General features: G+C 60.4%; 14 protein-coding genes. 6 read left to right on the plus strand and 8 right to left on the minus strand.

Translation table 11 applies throughout. The features are described 5' to 3' along the window. Positions 1-78: 78 nt before the first annotated feature. The 5 genes from B9Y51_RS00945 to B9Y51_RS00965 all read right to left on the minus strand — a co-directional run bounded on the left by B9Y51_RS00945 (position 79) and on the right by B9Y51_RS00965 (position 5,621). Positions 79-1,074 (minus strand): glycosyltransferase family 2 protein, encoded by a 996-nt coding sequence (locus B9Y51_RS00945; protein WP_245826008.1) that lies wholly within the window; start codon positions 1,072-1,074, stop codon positions 79-81. A gap of 93 nt (positions 1,075-1,167) precedes the next feature. Further along, positions 1,168-2,043: a PRD domain-containing protein gene (locus tag B9Y51_RS00950; protein WP_085528479.1), complete on the minus strand. Its 876-nt coding sequence runs from the start codon at positions 2,041-2,043 to the stop codon at positions 1,168-1,170. 84 nt (positions 2,044-2,127) lie between these two features. Then, complete coding sequence (locus tag B9Y51_RS00955) at positions 2,128-2,607, minus strand: hypothetical protein (protein WP_085528480.1); 480 nt, start codon at positions 2,605-2,607, stop codon at positions 2,128-2,130. Positions 2,608-2,796: 189 nt separating this feature from the next. After that, positions 2,797-4,692: a DUF262 domain-containing protein gene (locus B9Y51_RS00960; RefSeq protein ID WP_085528481.1), complete on the minus strand. Its 1,896-nt coding sequence runs from the start codon at positions 4,690-4,692 to the stop codon at positions 2,797-2,799. Between the two features lie 350 nt (positions 4,693-5,042). Then, positions 5,043-5,621: a hypothetical protein gene (locus B9Y51_RS00965; protein ID WP_085528482.1), complete on the minus strand. Its 579-nt coding sequence runs from the start codon at positions 5,619-5,621 to the stop codon at positions 5,043-5,045. Positions 5,622-5,921: 300 nt separating this feature from the next. On the opposite strand from B9Y51_RS00965, the gene B9Y51_RS00975 reads away from it, so the two are divergent. Then, positions 5,922-7,370: a sugar porter family MFS transporter gene (locus B9Y51_RS00975; protein ID WP_048682358.1), complete on the plus strand. Its 1,449-nt coding sequence runs from the start codon at positions 5,922-5,924 to the stop codon at positions 7,368-7,370. Positions 7,371-7,430: 60 nt separating this feature from the next. Here B9Y51_RS00975 and B9Y51_RS00980 read toward each other — a convergent pair whose 3' ends face one another. Continuing rightward, complete coding sequence (locus B9Y51_RS00980) at positions 7,431-7,751, minus strand: hypothetical protein (RefSeq protein WP_085528483.1); 321 nt, start codon at positions 7,749-7,751, stop codon at positions 7,431-7,433. Positions 7,752-7,893: 142 nt separating this feature from the next. Here B9Y51_RS00980 and B9Y51_RS00985 point away from each other — a divergent pair, with 142 nt between their 5' ends. From B9Y51_RS00985 to B9Y51_RS00995, 3 genes are all read left to right on the plus strand, one after another. Then, the gene (locus tag B9Y51_RS00985) at positions 7,894-8,544 is read left to right on the plus strand and encodes a hypothetical protein (protein ID WP_085528484.1); all 651 of its coding nucleotides are present in this window, start codon (positions 7,894-7,896) and stop codon (positions 8,542-8,544) included. A 200-nt stretch (positions 8,545-8,744) separates the two neighbouring features. After that, positions 8,745-9,497: an adenosylcobinamide-GDP ribazoletransferase gene (locus B9Y51_RS00990; protein ID WP_085528485.1), complete on the plus strand. Its 753-nt coding sequence runs from the start codon at positions 8,745-8,747 to the stop codon at positions 9,495-9,497. Further along, on the plus strand, positions 9,490-10,134 hold the full coding sequence (locus tag B9Y51_RS00995; RefSeq protein ID WP_085528486.1) for a hypothetical protein: 645 nt from the start codon (positions 9,490-9,492) through the stop codon (positions 10,132-10,134). Before B9Y51_RS00990 ends, B9Y51_RS00995 begins: the two co-directional genes overlap by 8 nt. Before the next feature lie 135 nt (positions 10,135-10,269). On the opposite strand, the gene B9Y51_RS01000 is transcribed toward B9Y51_RS00995, so the two are convergent. Both B9Y51_RS01000 and hutC read right to left on the minus strand, forming a co-directional pair. Beyond that, the gene (locus B9Y51_RS01000) at positions 10,270-11,577 is read right to left on the minus strand and encodes an ISL3 family transposase (protein WP_048680651.1); all 1,308 of its coding nucleotides are present in this window, start codon (positions 11,575-11,577) and stop codon (positions 10,270-10,272) included. A gap of 97 nt (positions 11,578-11,674) precedes the next feature. Beyond that, positions 11,675-12,403, minus strand: coding sequence for a histidine utilization transcriptional repressor HutC (gene hutC, locus B9Y51_RS01005; protein WP_245826009.1), 729 nt, complete (start codon positions 12,401-12,403; stop codon positions 11,675-11,677). A 174-nt stretch (positions 12,404-12,577) separates the two neighbouring features. On the opposite strand from hutC, the gene hutU reads away from it, so the two are divergent. Then, positions 12,578-14,260, plus strand: a complete 1,683-nt coding sequence (hutU, locus tag B9Y51_RS01010) for a urocanate hydratase (protein ID WP_085528488.1) — start codon at positions 12,578-12,580, stop codon at positions 14,258-14,260. Then, a complete protein-coding gene (hutI, locus tag B9Y51_RS01015; RefSeq protein WP_048682343.1) occupies positions 14,257-15,447 on the plus strand; it encodes an imidazolonepropionase in 1,191 nt (396 codons plus the stop codon). Before hutU ends, hutI begins: the two co-directional genes overlap by 4 nt. Positions 15,448-15,452: the final 5 nt, after the last annotated feature.

The following is a 15,452-nucleotide window of genomic DNA, read 5'->3' on the forward strand; positions in this document are numbered from 1 at the left end:
ATGTTTCAGGAATGCCGCGGTGTCAAGGTCTCAAATTTCCTCGTCGACCGGCACAGAGCCCATGCGCTCCCGTAAAACCTACAATCCGTACATTCTTCGAATGTAAGCACCGTAGAGAATTCGATAGATGTTGGGGGAGACTTTGAGGAGAATTCCTGCGAGGCCGAAGACCGGTTTCACACGGAGTACCGCGGGAATTCCGCTCCATTGGATGCGACGACGGCACGTTTCCAGAACCTTTTGAGCTTCTTCGCCTTGGAGCACGATGGCCTGCTGGGCATTATTCAGGTAGGTCAGGATCCGCGAGGCCTGATACGCGTTGCGGCCCGCCGGGGTGGTGAGGAAGGGGCCAGCCACCCTTCGGATTTCCTCCACGAGAGCGTCACTCTCGGCCACCGGCGTGATCTTGCCCCACGTGGCCGAACCGGCGTCGACCGTGTATTCATACAGAGACGAAGGAATGATGGCTACGCGTCGCGAATTGGCGTAAGCGGAGACGCAGAACAGCGCATCTTCGGCGCGCGTCACTTCAGTGTGGAACCGAACGTCGCGAACAGCCTCGGCGGAGACCAGCTTGTCCCACACGTAGGGTGTGACGTCGTCGGACAAGAGTTCCAGGGTCGCCTCTCGACCCGTCCGGATGCCCGGCTTGCCGGCCCGGCGGTCGCGTTGCGTACCATCCGCGCTGAGCAGCGTGTGGCTACAGACGACCAGGTCAACCTCGGATTCGCGCGCGTAGGCGTGCATGGTCGACAGGAAATTGGGGCGGAAATGGTCGTCCGAATCGATGAATGCGATCCAGTCGCCGCGGGCGGCGTCGAGGGCCTGGTTGCGGACTGTGGAAACACCGGCATTGACGGGATTATCGAAAACCCGCACCCGCTCGTCCGGATGCTCGCGCAGGAAGTCCGCCACGACCTCGGAGGAATGATCCGGCGAACCGTCGATCATCACGAGTAGTTCGAAGTCTGGGTCCGTTTGGGCCAGCACGGACTCGATGGACGAGACCACCCGGTCGGCGGTTTTGTAGACCGGCATGATGACCGAGGTGCGGGGGTGCTGACCTGAGCTCACGGAATCTCCTGTGTCGTTTCGGGTACTGCTGCCGCCGTCATCCTAGCGAAGTCGGCCGGGGAGAGCCTTAGAGCGCGGCGCGAGGTTAGGCGGTCACGACCTCGACGACGCCGTGGTGCTGACGCCCCAGAGGTCACTCGCGAGCCTGGCGATATGCATGGCCAGGTAGGTGTGCTCGTCGTCGGAGAGTTCTTGATGCAGGTGGACTTGGAGCAGGAGCACAACTTTATAGGCGCAGTCGTAGGCGCGAGGGTATCCGGTCCGCACGGCCTCGTGAATCGCGGGAAATGCGGGGTCGGTGGTGTTGGCGTGAATCCCTTGTTCGGCCCGAACGAATAGGTACCGAAGATGCGTGACGAAGCGGGCGACCGAAAGGTTTGACGGGTCGATTTCTTGCCCAAAGGCGTTGGAAATCACGCCGAAGATTTCGGTAAAGACTTCCGTCATTTTGAAAGTCTTAATGAGGTCTTCGGTCGCAAATTGCGAATTAACGAGGTGCAGGGCCAGCGGCGTGGCTTCGTCCTCGGGGAGTTTCACACCCAGGCGTTCGTTAATGATGGAGATGGCACGATGGCCGAATGCCGTTTCTTTGGGGTAGAGATGTCCGACCTCGATGCTGAGTGGGTATTCGATCCGCAACCCATCGGTGGCGCGCACGATCGCGTAGTTAATGTGGTCGGCCAGCGGCAAGATGAAGGAGTGCGAAATGTTGGCACCCAGTTCCTCACGGGCGATTTTTTCCAGGTCCGTTGCCACGGCGAGAACGTCCGAGGGAATTTCCGAAAGCATGGCCGTCAGGTGTTCCTCGGCTTGCTGCTCGGGGTAGAACTTTTGCGTGACGGCGTCGGCGTCGATGGGTTGGCCCTTCTTTTTGCCGAAGGCCAAGCCGCGTCCGATGGCCACCACTTGATCGCCGGTATCGGTTTCCGCCAGAACCACGTTGTTATTAAATATTCGAAGGATTCGCACGACTGCCGTTCCTTTCTTCCCCCAACGTTGCCCAGGCGCTACCGGGCGGCTGCGTCAGCCTCGATGAACCCGTGTGTTCAAATCTTAGAATCCCGGGGCTTTGAACACGATCAAAGCCACGAAAATTGCCGCAAGAAGGACCGCGCTGATGATGATGAGGGCTGTCAGGACGACGACGTTCGTGGCGTGACCCGGCTGATGTTCGAACCGAGGGTGGGGGTGCTTCTGTGGGGCGGGAGCGGCAGGTTTCTTCTGCGAGCTTTCCGGGGAGGCTTGGGCCGATGTGGGCTCTTCCTTCGGTGAGGGCTTCGCTTTTTCCCGATCACCGGTGGTGGCACGTTCCTTGCTGGGCTGCGACTTTGCCTTCGACGAGGAATCGACGGTTGAAGTGGAGCCCGCGTCTTTTGCCTTTGTAGTGGAGACGGAATCGCCGGAGGCGGATGCCTTTTCTCGTGCAGGGGTGGGCTTGTGGGTCGAGCCCGGTTTCGAGGAATCCTTTTTCGTGGAATCTGCCGAGGGCGAGGCGGACGATGCCGCTTTTTTCGACGAGCGGAAGGTTGACATGGGCCTCCTTTCAGAAGTGTGTCCCACGATACACAGTTTGCGCTCGCCCTCGACAGAAAAGTCCTTGGCGTGGATCCTTACCGTCTCGGAAGTTACGGCGAGGCCTGTATGAAGGGGCTTCGCATGGCTTGCTCGGCTTATTGCGTAGCCGGGCTCCATTGGGATCCGCGGATGGGACTTGAACCGCGGTCAACTCCTCGACTGGCGGGAAGGGTGGTGTTCCTCTAGACGTTGCGGGTCCCAGACTCGACGAGCTAACTCGAGGACCAGCTGGCGGCGTTCATTCTGTTCCTGCAACCCGAATTGCTCATATGGACGGAACGACAGTGCCTCGCGTTCCACGAATGAGGTGAACTGTGGTTGGTGCTGGTACGCCGTCTTGGAGAGGCTAGCTGCATAAAAGTTTTGTTTGGCGTAGTGCTGGACCTTTTCCTCAAACGGTCTGTCTTGGTAGCTACGGTTCACATCGGCCGGCAACAGGAGCAAACCTGCGATGTGGTTACGCTCGGCCTCGAACTCTTGGAGTGTCAGGGGCGTATCGGCGTAGCGAGCATAGATATTCGCCCAAATATGCTCGATATCCATCGGGTTCTTTCTCGAACGATCCACCAATTCTGCGAAGTTGTTCGAACCTCCGGAATTCTGATTCGTGTACGCAGTGATACGGGCCAGCAGGTGATAGATATAGCGCCTACTGAACTGGTTCAGCCGCAGGTCAGCAATACCCTCCCGATGGCGGCTGGGACTGCCCTCCAGGGAAACTTCCGCCTCGTCTCTGTCGATCCTTTCCCGGAGCACAGTGATCAACTCAGGAAGTGAGAGTCCTCGGATATCGCGGCATAGCAAAAACATCGCATAGTTCACGCTCGAGTAGCCCACGCGTATGTAGTTCACCGCTCGTCGCATGAGCCAAATGTCGAGGTAGGTGGCAGTCGTCGCGATTTTCTTGCGGATGGTTTCTGTATCGTCGCCTAGTCGCAAAGGGGCTAATAGGACGGTGCTCTGCCACGTGAAATCATTGTGTGAGTTATAGAAGACCGCTTCGAGACCGGCTGTCAAAGTATGCGACGCCTCGAGGATCATTCGATAGGCACGGGCGAAGAAAGGCACCTCAGAAGTCATGACTTCACGGTTCCTATGGGGGTCCCCAACTCCAACGCGGTCCCTGTTGTCCCTGACCCAGCGATGAAATGTCGTGCCGATCAGGTCCCAGTCACGGTCTGATGCACCAGCTTTCCTGTCCCGGATAGAGTCGGCGTATTGGGAACGTAACCAAGCTTTGGCGAAAGCTGCGCTCCGTTCGCTATCCGGCTCAGGTTCCCAGGACGTCAGGTTGGTCAGTGTTTGTTTCCACGTGCCATTTGCGCGAGAGCGTTCGTTAGGATCGTCAATGCCACCTAAGAGATATGCCTTAAGCATGTCCACCGGACTTAGCGGCTTGCCACGGTCATTCATTGTCTCGAAGATCGAATAGGCATGAGAGTCGGAGGCCGTCGAAATTTCAATCAGACCGACGTTATTGATCAACCAGTAGATGAATGTCTCCAGAGCTGGACCAAGTTCATCTGCCAGCGCACGTTCTTCGATGTTCCTATAGCGGGCGATGATGGTCTGGATCGATTCGTCTTGGTCGGTCGGATCGTAGTCGACACCCTCAAATAAAGCTTTCAGTGCCGGCACGCGATCCTCTATGTCGAGGTTGAACTTCTTTTCGCCGTAGTCATCCGAAAAAATCAGCGGTTCAAGGGTCGAGGTCACAGGGAGGTTCAGTCGTACAGACTCCCGATAGAGGTAGACCAGAAGCAGTGTTAGGGACGTGACCCGTTGCTGGCCATCGACGAGATAATTTCTCGTTCCACGCTGCGTGACGATGATGGAGCCGAGGAAGTAGTCATCGTAACGGCTAGCAGCTTTTGGTGAGTCACCATCGCGGTAGGAGACGATGAACTTGTTGTAGAGGTCGTCGAGAAGCTCTTCAATATTGGATCGTTCCCACTTGTACTCTCGCTGATACTCGTCAATGGAGAAGGATCTCGTCTGGAGGAGGCCTTTGATCGTTCGGTAATGCGGGATTATGCCACTCATGAAACTCACTCCTGATCGAGATTTAGGGGGTCCTGATCACACCCTAATCGCCATAAAGTCGTCATTGGTGCATCTCAGACTGAGCCAATTAACAAGCTTGGAAACGGTAATCCAACAAACTTCAGAATTTGCCACATGCTGTTCACACTGCGTTGTTAACATCCGGCGTGGGGCACTCAATACGCTTAGCCTGCGGGGCCAGCACCTTCACGACGCTGACCCCGCATCCCCCGATGTATCCGGCGTCCATTGCGGGACTTATGCAGTGATTTCCATGTTTGACATTGCGCCGATACCCGCGATGACTGCATGACCCGCAGCAAGTCAAGGATTGTGATCAGTTGACGCGCTTAGGCGGCGGCGTCGTACTGGATCTCCACGGAAATGCCCTGGTCCGTGACGAACGGTTTGCCGACGTGGGCCGTGCGGGATGAGCCGAGGGGAGAATTCACGACCTCGCGCCCGGTCTGATCCCGAATGACGAGGTTTCCGCCAGCGGGGATCGTTTCCTGCGCCACGGAGTATTCCTTCTCTGCTCCATTGAGGGTGCCCTTGTTGGTGTACGAACCGTCCGCGTTCGGGACCGGCTTGGGGGTGCCTTCGGGGTCAGGGAATCGGATGTATTGGGAGAAGTTCCCGTAGGAATTGTCCTTGACGTCGTTGATGATGAATTGCTCGTGGGTGGCCTGAGCGGAGGGCTTGACGTCGACGTACACGGTCGAGTTCATGTCCATGAGCTGGTAGAGGAGGTGGGGTTGACCGTGCACATCAAAATTCGTGGCCCGGTCGGCAGGGATCACCGACTCGATGGCCTGCCGCGCGGACTGCGCTCGCTTGTCGGACGCGTTGCGGTCCCAGACTGCGGTCACCACGGCGAGGGTAACTACGACGATCACGGTGGATAGGGCGGCCACAAGGAATTTACGCATGAATGTTCTCCGGTTTTCAGTGGGTTGAGGAAATGTTGAAATACATCGTTTCAACTCTGAGGTTTCCGGTCAGTGGAGGGGCCTGTAGTTGTGGGTATAGCTGCCGATACTTCGTGGCGGTGGAGGGCCTTGGTACGGAAATGGCGAGGACGGATACCTCGTGGTGCCGAAGCGTGAACGGTTTGACCAAGGTGAAAACTGATGGGCGCATCATTTTCGGCGGTAAGCATAGGTTGCCAATGAGGAGTAGCTTGTAGGGTGGTTCTTCGAATTTTCGTGTCCCCCAAAGGAGCAAGAAGCATGAGTACTTCTCGCACGGAATCTGCCGCGAGCTCCAGTAGCCGCGTCAAGGTTCTGGCATTCTCGGGCGCCCTCGGTGGTTTCCTCTTCGGTTTCGACTCGTCCGTCGTCAACGGCGCGGTCGACTCGATTCAAAAAAGTTTCGGGCTCTCTTCGGCCATGACGGGCTTCGCGGTGGCATGCGCCCTGCTGGGTTGCGCCGCCGGCGCCTGGGTTGCCGGTCCGGTGTCGAACCGGTGGGGGCGCACCAAAGCGATGGTCTTGGGATCCGTATTCTTCCTGGTCAGCTCGCTGGGCGCTGGCCTCGCTTTCGGCGTGTGGGACCTCATCATCTGGCGCTTCATCGGTGGGTTAGGTATCGGCATCGCATCCGTGACCGCTCCCGCCTACATTGCGGAAATTTCCCCGAAGGACAGCCGCGGACGCTTGGGCTCCATGCAACAGCTGGCTATTACCATCGGTATTTTCGTGGCATTGCTATCCGATGCCGTCATCGCGAATAGCGCTGGCGGGGCCGGTTCTCAGCTGTGGTTCGGAGTCGAAGCGTGGCGGTGGATGTTCATCGTCGGGCTGATTCCCGCGCTGGTGTACGGCGTCGTCTCATGGGGACTTCCGGAGTCGCCGCGCTCGCTGGTCTTGCAAGACAAGAACGACGAGGCGAAGAAGGTTCTCGCGACGATCGTGCCGCCGGAGAAGGTGGAATCCGAGATGTCCGAGATCAAGCTCGCCATCGAGGAAGATCGCCGAGCAAACTCCGGATCTATTCGAGGCACCGCGCTCGGCCTGCGCCCGATCGTGTGGGTCGGAATCGTCATGGCCATCTTGCAGCAGTTCGTCGGCATTAACGTGATTTTTTACTATTCGACGACGCTGTGGAGTTCGGTAGGCTTCGACGAGTCGGACTCGTTCATGATCTCGGTGATTACCTCGGTCATTAACGTTTTGGTGACCCTGATTGCCATTGGCCTGGTGGACAAGATCGGGCGCCGCCCGTTGCTATTGGGCGGATCGATCGGCATGTTCGTTTCTCTGGCGATCATGGCCATTTCGTTCACGCAGGCCGTGACCGTTGACGGTAACCCGTCGCTCCCCGGGGCATGGGGGCCGCTCGCTCTGATCTTCGCAAACGTATTTGTGATTTCCTTTGGCGCCACGTGGGGTCCCTTGCTGTGGCTCATGCTCGGCGAGGTGTTCCCCAATACGATCCGCGCTAAGGCCATGGGCCTCTCGACCGCCGCGAACTGGCTGGCGAACTTCGCCGTGAGCATGCTCTTCCCGGTACTTGCGGGATTCTCCCTGGCCTTCTCTTACGGCTTGTTCGCACTCTTCGCGCTGATCAGCCTGCCGTTCGCCTACTTCTTCATTCCCGAAACCAAGGGTGTGGCATTGGAGGAGACGGACAGCCTGACGGTTCCGCGCCGCCAGAAAGCGCGCATGCCGAAGCTGTAACAGCCCTGGACTGCACCACTCGGCAGTCGGATTCGTACCGGCTACCGAGTGGTGTGGCGTTTAAAGGCTCATGACGTAGGCCAAGGGGACGGCGACGATGAGCACCGTCGTGGCAATCCACGCGAGGATTTTGCCGGGCCCGATGGCGCGGGGGCCGTCGTCGATCTCGGCGTCGCGCAGTTCCGGGGGAATACCGTCGGGGTAGATCTCCTCACGAGGGTGATAGCCCTCGATGGCGAAGTCCTCGTCATCCGACGGCGGCTCCTCCACGGGGAATTGTGCGGCGGGAAGGGCTTGGTTGAAGAGTTCGCGAGCCTCGATGTCGGAGAGGTCGTGCTCGGACGGGTGGTGTTCGCCGGGCTGGTGCGGGATTGGGGCCACGGAATCCTCCTGGATGGGTTGTCACCAGGGTATCGAGTTCTTATCCAGCGGGAAATGACGCCGAGGAACGAGGGTGGCGTGCCATAATCGCGTTGTCCGTCGTCAATGACGAATTACGCACCACTACCGGAAGCCTCGTTCTATGCATTTCTCATCCTTTGGTATTGGTGTCGCGATAACGGTGCTGACGGTCGTTGTCGCGGGACTTTCCCTGCGGAACACCATGCGTAAGAACCGGGCGGGTGGAGATGGCGGCCCGACGGTTGCTGGGACGCCGGTCAAGCGACAGCGAACGACGGCCCTCGTTCTTTTGGCTGGATGGGCCTGGCTTGGCTTTGGCGTCTACATCGTGGTCACCAGCCTTCTTGGGCCCGGGGGCGGAGCGGCCATCATACTGGGCCTGCCGGTGCTCGCAGCCGGTGCCTTCTTCATGATCTGGTTCAGGAATGTCTATAAGGAATTTAACGCTCACGAAATGCGGTGGCACGGAATCACCGGAGGTGAGCACCGCATGCTGTACCGGGAGATCGAGCATTTTCGGTGTGAAACGTCGGAATCGAATCGACATGTGTCTATTTATCTTGCGGGCATCAACGGTCAAGAGGTGAAGGTCTATTTGTCGATTTACGATGCCTCGACCCTGTTGCGTCAGCTTCAGTACAGGTTGGACCACGGCAAATGGGCCGACCGTCCCTTGGGTCCGGGTGATGCTGGACCGGAAGACTTCCTGTCCCGGTTGGTGACGCTCAAGCCCACTGACCTGTCGGATCCGCGGGTTCGGGACGATGCGTAGGGGCAATCGGCCTACCTACGGGACGTGTCTTGAGCTGAGAGGGCCGCATTCGCTGACCGCCACTCCTTCGCGCTCCGAGGCAATGAATTTCCTTCCGAGGCACGGCCTCGAAATAATGGAGTTTCCGCCCGTCAGCTCGGGGTTTTGGAATATACTCGCGTCGTCAACCACCTCGCGCGAACCCCGGAGCCACTATGCCAATGCACACCATAATTTCCGTCGGTGTAGCGATGATCGTGATGGTTGTCGTCACCTCCATCGCTTCGTGGTTCGGTCAACGCAAGAATAAGCAGGCCGATCGGTCAATCGCCCCGCAACCTTACGGTTTCAGCGCCGGAAATAGCGGTCCCCAGGCTTATCCTGGGTCGCCCGAATACGTGGCGGCCGGACGGGCTCACGACAATCAGCCTATTCCGGTGAAGAGGCAGCGAATGCTGCGGATTATTCCGATCGTCGGTTGGGTTTTTGCGGTCGTGGGCGGCATTTCGGTCCTCTTTGGCCTCTTGGGTTTGTTGATGTCAGAGCCGCCCCTCCTGGGGATGGGAATCTTCGGCATCATCTGCCTGCTCTTCGGAATCATGTTCATTGCGTGGTACCGGAATTTCTACATGGAATTCGACGACATGGAGGTTCGCTGGCGCAGTGTCTGGGGCCAAGAACGTCGCATGGCGTATCACGAGATCGATGTGTTCAAATTGGGACAGTCGGGAAATGGCATCACCCTGACTGCTAAGAGCGTTCGGGGCGACAAACTGTCGATGAGCGCCACCATTTACGATTTCACGCGCCTGATGCGTCAGGTGAAATACCGTCTCGATTACGGGAACTGGGCCATGCGTCCGCTCCTCGAAGACGAGGTCGGCCCGGAGAATTTCGTGGAACAATTCAACGGGGTGTCGGTCTCCGGGTTGGCACGCCCCGCCGAGGGCAATCAGGTGCAGGCCAATGACTGATCAACCTAAACCGATCCAGAAGCCCTCCGTGGAGGGAGCGCCTCACAGGTCCAGCGCCGAGGAGAAGTTCTTCAACGATGTGGATTCAGACAACATCGTTTCCATGTTTTTCATGGCATTGAACGCCAAACCCCTTGAAGAAGCTCAGAAGTGGTCCCACGACATCAGTGTTGAGGACGCCGCCCGACTCGAGCGAGGCGAAAGCATGGAACGCCTCCCGGTCGTTCCTCAGCCGCAGGTGCCGACGATGAATCGGAGCTGGTCGTGGTTGGTCTGGGGAATTCTGGCATGGCTGATTCCCTCGTTGGTCATCTGTGTGCCATTGGCACTGTTCGCTGGGGCCTCGTGGATTGTGATCGCGCTGATCGTCGTGGGTTTCTTAGTGCTGGGGACGGCCGTCGCCGTCCTCCTCAAGGCGAGGATCATGTTCCGAAATGGCCAGGCCACCATGAATTACATGGCTGAGGCGGGCCGTCACGAATTCGGGTCCTCTCGAGAAGCCGCACGGGTTGCCATCCTCGACGGAGAGGATCCGAAGGAATATCTCGAAACTATCCGAGAAATTCTGGAAGATTCGTCCGAAGACAACCCCTCCGAGACCGAAAGTGACCCCGGGCAGGATCTTCGGAGCCGCTGATCGATCCAGCAATGCCTGTCCATATCCGGTGAGTGCACCGGTCGGTTCAGGTGGTGGAGGCCGCTCGTTCGTGGGTGTCTACTTGCCCGAATTCGCCTTCCAGACGGCCCCGCGAACCCGGTTGAATCAGGCTCTTCACAATTCGGGGTGTAGGTGTGGTCTGAATCCGCCGGCTTCGAGGAGTGCGCGGGCGATGTAGTTGGTGAGGTTGCGGAAGCCGAGGGCCAGGCCACGCAGGTGCTCGAGGCGACCGTTCACGGCTTCGGTAGGTCCGTTGCTCGTGCGCGGCCGGTCGAAGTAGGCCAGGACGTCGCAGGCGCGTCTGGTCAGGGTGCGGCCGAGCTTGCGCAGTTCTACCAACGCCTCAGGCACACTGTCGGCGAGGGCGTCGATCACGGAGCTCATCTCGACGCGGCCGGCTGCCCGGTCGGGGTGACGGTAGGCGGAGATCATGCGCTGGTAGATCCCCCAGGTGCACTCGACTTGCACGTGCCGGTCCCCAGCGAAGAGCTTGTCAAGGCGCTCGTGCTGGCGGTCGGTGAGCAGGTCAGCCCCGGTGTGCAGGGTCCGCCGCGCGGTGTAGAGCGGGTCGCCCTTGCGTCCGCGGTGTCCGTGCAGTTCCTGCTGGACTCGGCGGCGGCACTCATCGAGAGCGTCCCCGGCCAACCGGATGACGTGGAAGGGATCCATAACCGTGACGGCGTCCGGCAGCTCCTCGGTGGTGGCGGTCTTGAAGCCCGCGAACCCATCCATGGCCACGACCTCGATCCCATCGCGCCAAGCCTGGTCCCGCTCGGCCAGCCAGTCCTTGAACGCCTTCTTCGACCGACCTTCGACCACGTCCAGCAGGCGTGAGGGCCCGGTGCCGTCCCGGACCGGGGTGAGGTCGATGATCACGGTGACGTACTTGTCACCGCGCCGGGTGTGCCGCCACACGTGCTCATCGACCCCGACGACCTTGACACCGTCCAGGCGGGTCGGGTCCTCGATGAGCAGACGCCGGCCCTCAGCCAGGACCGCGTCGTTGGCGGTGTTCCACGCCACGCCCAGTCCTTCGGCAACTCGGGCCATCGACAGGTGGCCGACGACGATCCCGACCAGACCCCACCGCAGGCCGGCGCGGGAGATCTTGGCCCGCGGCGGCGCCGCAGCGGTGGTGTCCTGACGCCACACGTGCGAGCACTCCTTGCAGCGGTAGCGGCGCACGGTGAGCACCAGCGTGGTAGGGCGCCACCCGAACGGCTCGTGCGCCAACTCCCTGCTCACCGTGTCACGGGGCACGCCCTGGCAGCCGCACCGCCTGCACCAGTCGTCCGGCTCCACGACCCGGCACGCCAGCACGGACCGGTCAGGCTCGAGCAGCTGGCCGGTGACCTCCAGACCGAGGCCGTCGAGGCGGGTGAAGGTAGTCAGGTCAGGGCGCGTGAAGGTAGCGTCAGGCACGTCGAGGTCTTCCGGACGGGTTGTGTGAGAACTCCCATCATCGGAAGACCTCGACCCTCACCCCGACACCGACGCGCCGCCCCAGGTCGCACCACAGCTACACCCTCATCTGTGAAGAGCCTTGAATCAGGCGGGCGAGACTGACCAAACCGTCTCGTGACCAGGTGCGACGTCGCACCATGAGGCACGGCTCCGCGACGTCGATGCCGAGAAGCTCGCATTCGGCCTCGTTGCCGAGCACCGCCTCGACCTCGTGGCGGCCGCGAGTCAGCGGCGCGACTTGGGTTAGATAGTCATTGGGCGTGGTTACGGTGAAGTCTTGGCTGAGATAGTCGGGGGCGGCGTCGGGCGCCACGTAGCGGTCCTCGAGCTGAAGCGGAACTCCGTTGTCGTAGTGGACGACCAGCGAGTGGTAAACCGTCCCGGAGAGGCCGTCAGCTTCGAGCCATTCGGCGTCGTCCTCCACAACCTCGGCGCGCTGGAACAGAACTTCGGTGCGGTGTGCGTGGCCGCGTTCGTGGATTTCGTCGGCGATATTGCGGATTTCCACGAGTGAGGTCGGTGTCTTGGCGTCGGCGATGAATGTGCCGACGCCGCGAACCCGTTTGAGCATCCCCAGGGAGCTGAGTTCCCGGTAGGCGCGGTTGATGGTCATGCGGGAGAGCCCGAGCGCATCGACGAGCTCATTTTCGGAAGGGACGGGCTCGCCCGGTGAGCACGTGCCATCGTGGATGCCCTCCTGCAGGACCCGCATGATTCGGCGGTATGCGGGGTCGCTGTGGGTGGCCACATTTTGGTAGGCGTGCGTGAACGCTTCGATATCCACAGGGCCCCTTTCGCTCTTGACAACTGGTTGTATATACAGGACTATACGACAAAGGTCATTTTGTGATTCACACTGCATTTGTGTGGTCGTGGGTCACTCCACGAGTCTACGAATCCCACGGGGTCGAGCGAAGAGGCTTGGCTCTTGTGTCACCACATCTAGGAGAGTTGCCCGATGTACGACGTTTCATCCCCCAACCATCAGCCCCGTCCTGTTTCGGCCCCGCGTGGCCCCGAGCTCACCACCCTCGGGTGGCAGCAAGAGGGAGCCTTGCGCATGCTCATGAACAACCTTGACCCAGAGGTAGCCGAGCACCCCGACTCCCTCGTGGTCTACGGCGGAACCGGCCGCGCTGCCCGTAGCTGGGAAGCCTACGACGCCATCGTGCGTACTCTGAAGACGCTCAAGTCGGACGAGACCATGTTGGTTCAGTCGGGTAAGCCCGTGGGCGTTTTCCGCACCAATGAATGGGCGCCGCGCGTCTTGATCGCCAACTCCAACCTCGTGGGCGACTGGGCGAATTGGGAGGACTTCCGCAAGCTCGAGGCTGAGGGCCTGATGATGTATGGCCAGATGACGGCCGGTTCCTGGATTTACATTGGCACGCAGGGCATTCTGCAGGGAACCTTTGAAACATTCGGCGCCGTCGCCAGCAAGCGCTTCGGCGGAACCCTCGCCGGAACCATCACTCTGACGGCAGGTCTCGGCGGCATGGGTGGTGCTCAGCCGCTTGCCGTCACCATGAACGAGGGTGTGGCCATCTGCGTCGATTGCGATGAGTCTCGCATCGACCGCCGCATCAAGCACCGTTACCTCGATGTCAAGGCCAACAACCTTGATCATGCCCTGGAACTCGCGTTGGAGGCCCGCGACGCTAAGAAGCCGCTCTCCATCGGTCTCGAGGGCAACGCCGCCATCATCTTCCCCGAGCTCCTCAAGCGTGAGGCACCTATCGACATCGTCACCGACCAAACCTCGGCGCACGACCCCCTCGCGTATCTGCCCATCGAAATCCCCTTCGCCGAGATGACTCAGGAAGCTGAGCGCGATCCTCAGCTGTTCACCAAGAAGTCCCGCGAGTCCATGGCCGCGCAGGTCCAGGCCATGGTGGAATTCCAGGACCGTGGGGCCGAGGTCTTCGACTACGGCAACTCGATCCGCGATGAGGCGCGTCAAGCCGGTTACGAGCGCGCATTCGAATTCCCGGGCTTCGTCCCGGCATATATTCGCCCGTTGTTCGAGGAAGGCCTGGGGCCGTTCCGTTGGGCGGCTCTGTCGGGGGACCCCAAGGACATCGAGGCCACCGACCGAGCACTCCTGGAGCTCTTCCCGGAGAACGAGCACCTGCGCCGGTGGATCACTATGGCCGAAGAAAAGGTCGCCTATGAGGGCCTGCCGGCACGTATCTGCTGGCTGGGGTACGGCGAACGTCACCGTGCCGGTCTGAAGTTCAACGAGATGGTGGCCAACGGTGAGCTTTCGGCGCCGATCGCCATCGGTCGTGACCACCTCGACTCCGGGTCCGTGGCCTCGCCGTACCGAGAGACCGAATCCATGAAGGACGGTTCGGACGCCATCGCCGACTGGCCACTCTTGAATGCCCTGGTCAACACGTCATCGGGGGCTTCCTGGGTGTCGATTCACCACGGTGGCGGTGTCGGAATGGGCCGTTCGATCCACGCCGGGCAGGTTTGTATTGCCGACGGCACGGATCTCGCCGCGCAGAAGCTCGAGCGCGTGCTGACCAACGACCCCGGCATGGGCGTGATTCGCCACGTCGACGCCGGTTATGAACACGCTTCGGACGTCGCCAAGGAACGCGGCGTGCGCATCCCCATGGCTGAAGGAGACGCATGAGTTCAACCCTGTTGACGGGAATCTCCGAGCTGGTCACCAACGATCCCGAGGCGGGTCACGGCAAGCTCGGATTGATAGAAGACGCCGCCGTGGTTCTCGACGGCGAGACGGTCGCTTGGGTCGGGCCGCGTTCGCAAGCTCCGGCGGCGGATACGGCTCGAGACCTTGGGGGACGCGCCGTTCTGCCGGGCTTCGTGGAATCGCACTCCCACATGGTCTTTTCGGGCGACCGTTCGGAAGAATTTGCTGCTCGAATGGCTGGGCAGAAGTACACCGCCGGTGGGATTCGTGGGACCGTGAAGCACACCCGCGAGGCCAGCGAGGAACACCTGCGTGCCAACATGCAGCGCCTCGTCAACGAGTCCTTGCGTTCTGGGACCACCACCGTGGAGTGCAAGTCCGGATACGGCCAGTCCGTGGAGTCCGAGCTGCGTAGCCTCGAGGTGGCGGGCTCGCTGGCGGATGAGGTGACGCTCCTCGCCGCCCACGTGGTGCCCCCGGAATATGAAGGGGACACCGACGCCTACGTTCGGGTGGCTGTCGAGGAGATCATTCCCCGATGCGCCGAGAAGGCGACGTGGATCGACGTCTTCTGTGAACAAGGTGCCTTTGACGAGTCGCAATCCCGCAAGGTGCTCCAAGCCGGTATCGACCACGGTTTAACCCCCCGAGTGCACGGGAACCAGCTCCATCAGGGGCCGGGCGTGCAGCTCGCGGTCGAACTTGGTGCAGCGTCGGTGGACCACGTCGTCCACATCAATGATGCCGACATCGAAGCGCTCGCCTCGAGCGACACCGTCGCGACGCTCCTCCCTGGGGCCGATTTCTCGACCCGCAATGAATATCCCAATGCACGCGGCCTCCTGGACGCCGGGGTGACCGTCGCGCTCGGTGCCGACTGCAATCCGGGAACCAGCTACACCACCAGTCTGCCGTTCTGCATCGCGATTGCCGTGAGAGATCTGCACATGACGGCGGACGAGGCGGTCTGGGCGGCAACCGCCGGTGGGGCACGGGCTCTTCGACGGAACGACGTCGGATCCCTTCGCCCCGGCACGAGGGCCGATCTCGTGGCATTAGACGCACCCAACCACCTGCACCTCGCGTATCGGCCCGGTGTGCCGCTGGTGTCCACGGTGTGGCAGCGGGGGCGTCTCGCATATCAGGCTTCGGAGGTGACGTCATGACGAAT

Source organism: Kocuria massiliensis (assembly GCF_900169715.1).
GTDB lineage: Bacteria > Actinomycetota > Actinomycetes > Actinomycetales > Micrococcaceae > Rothia > Rothia massiliensis.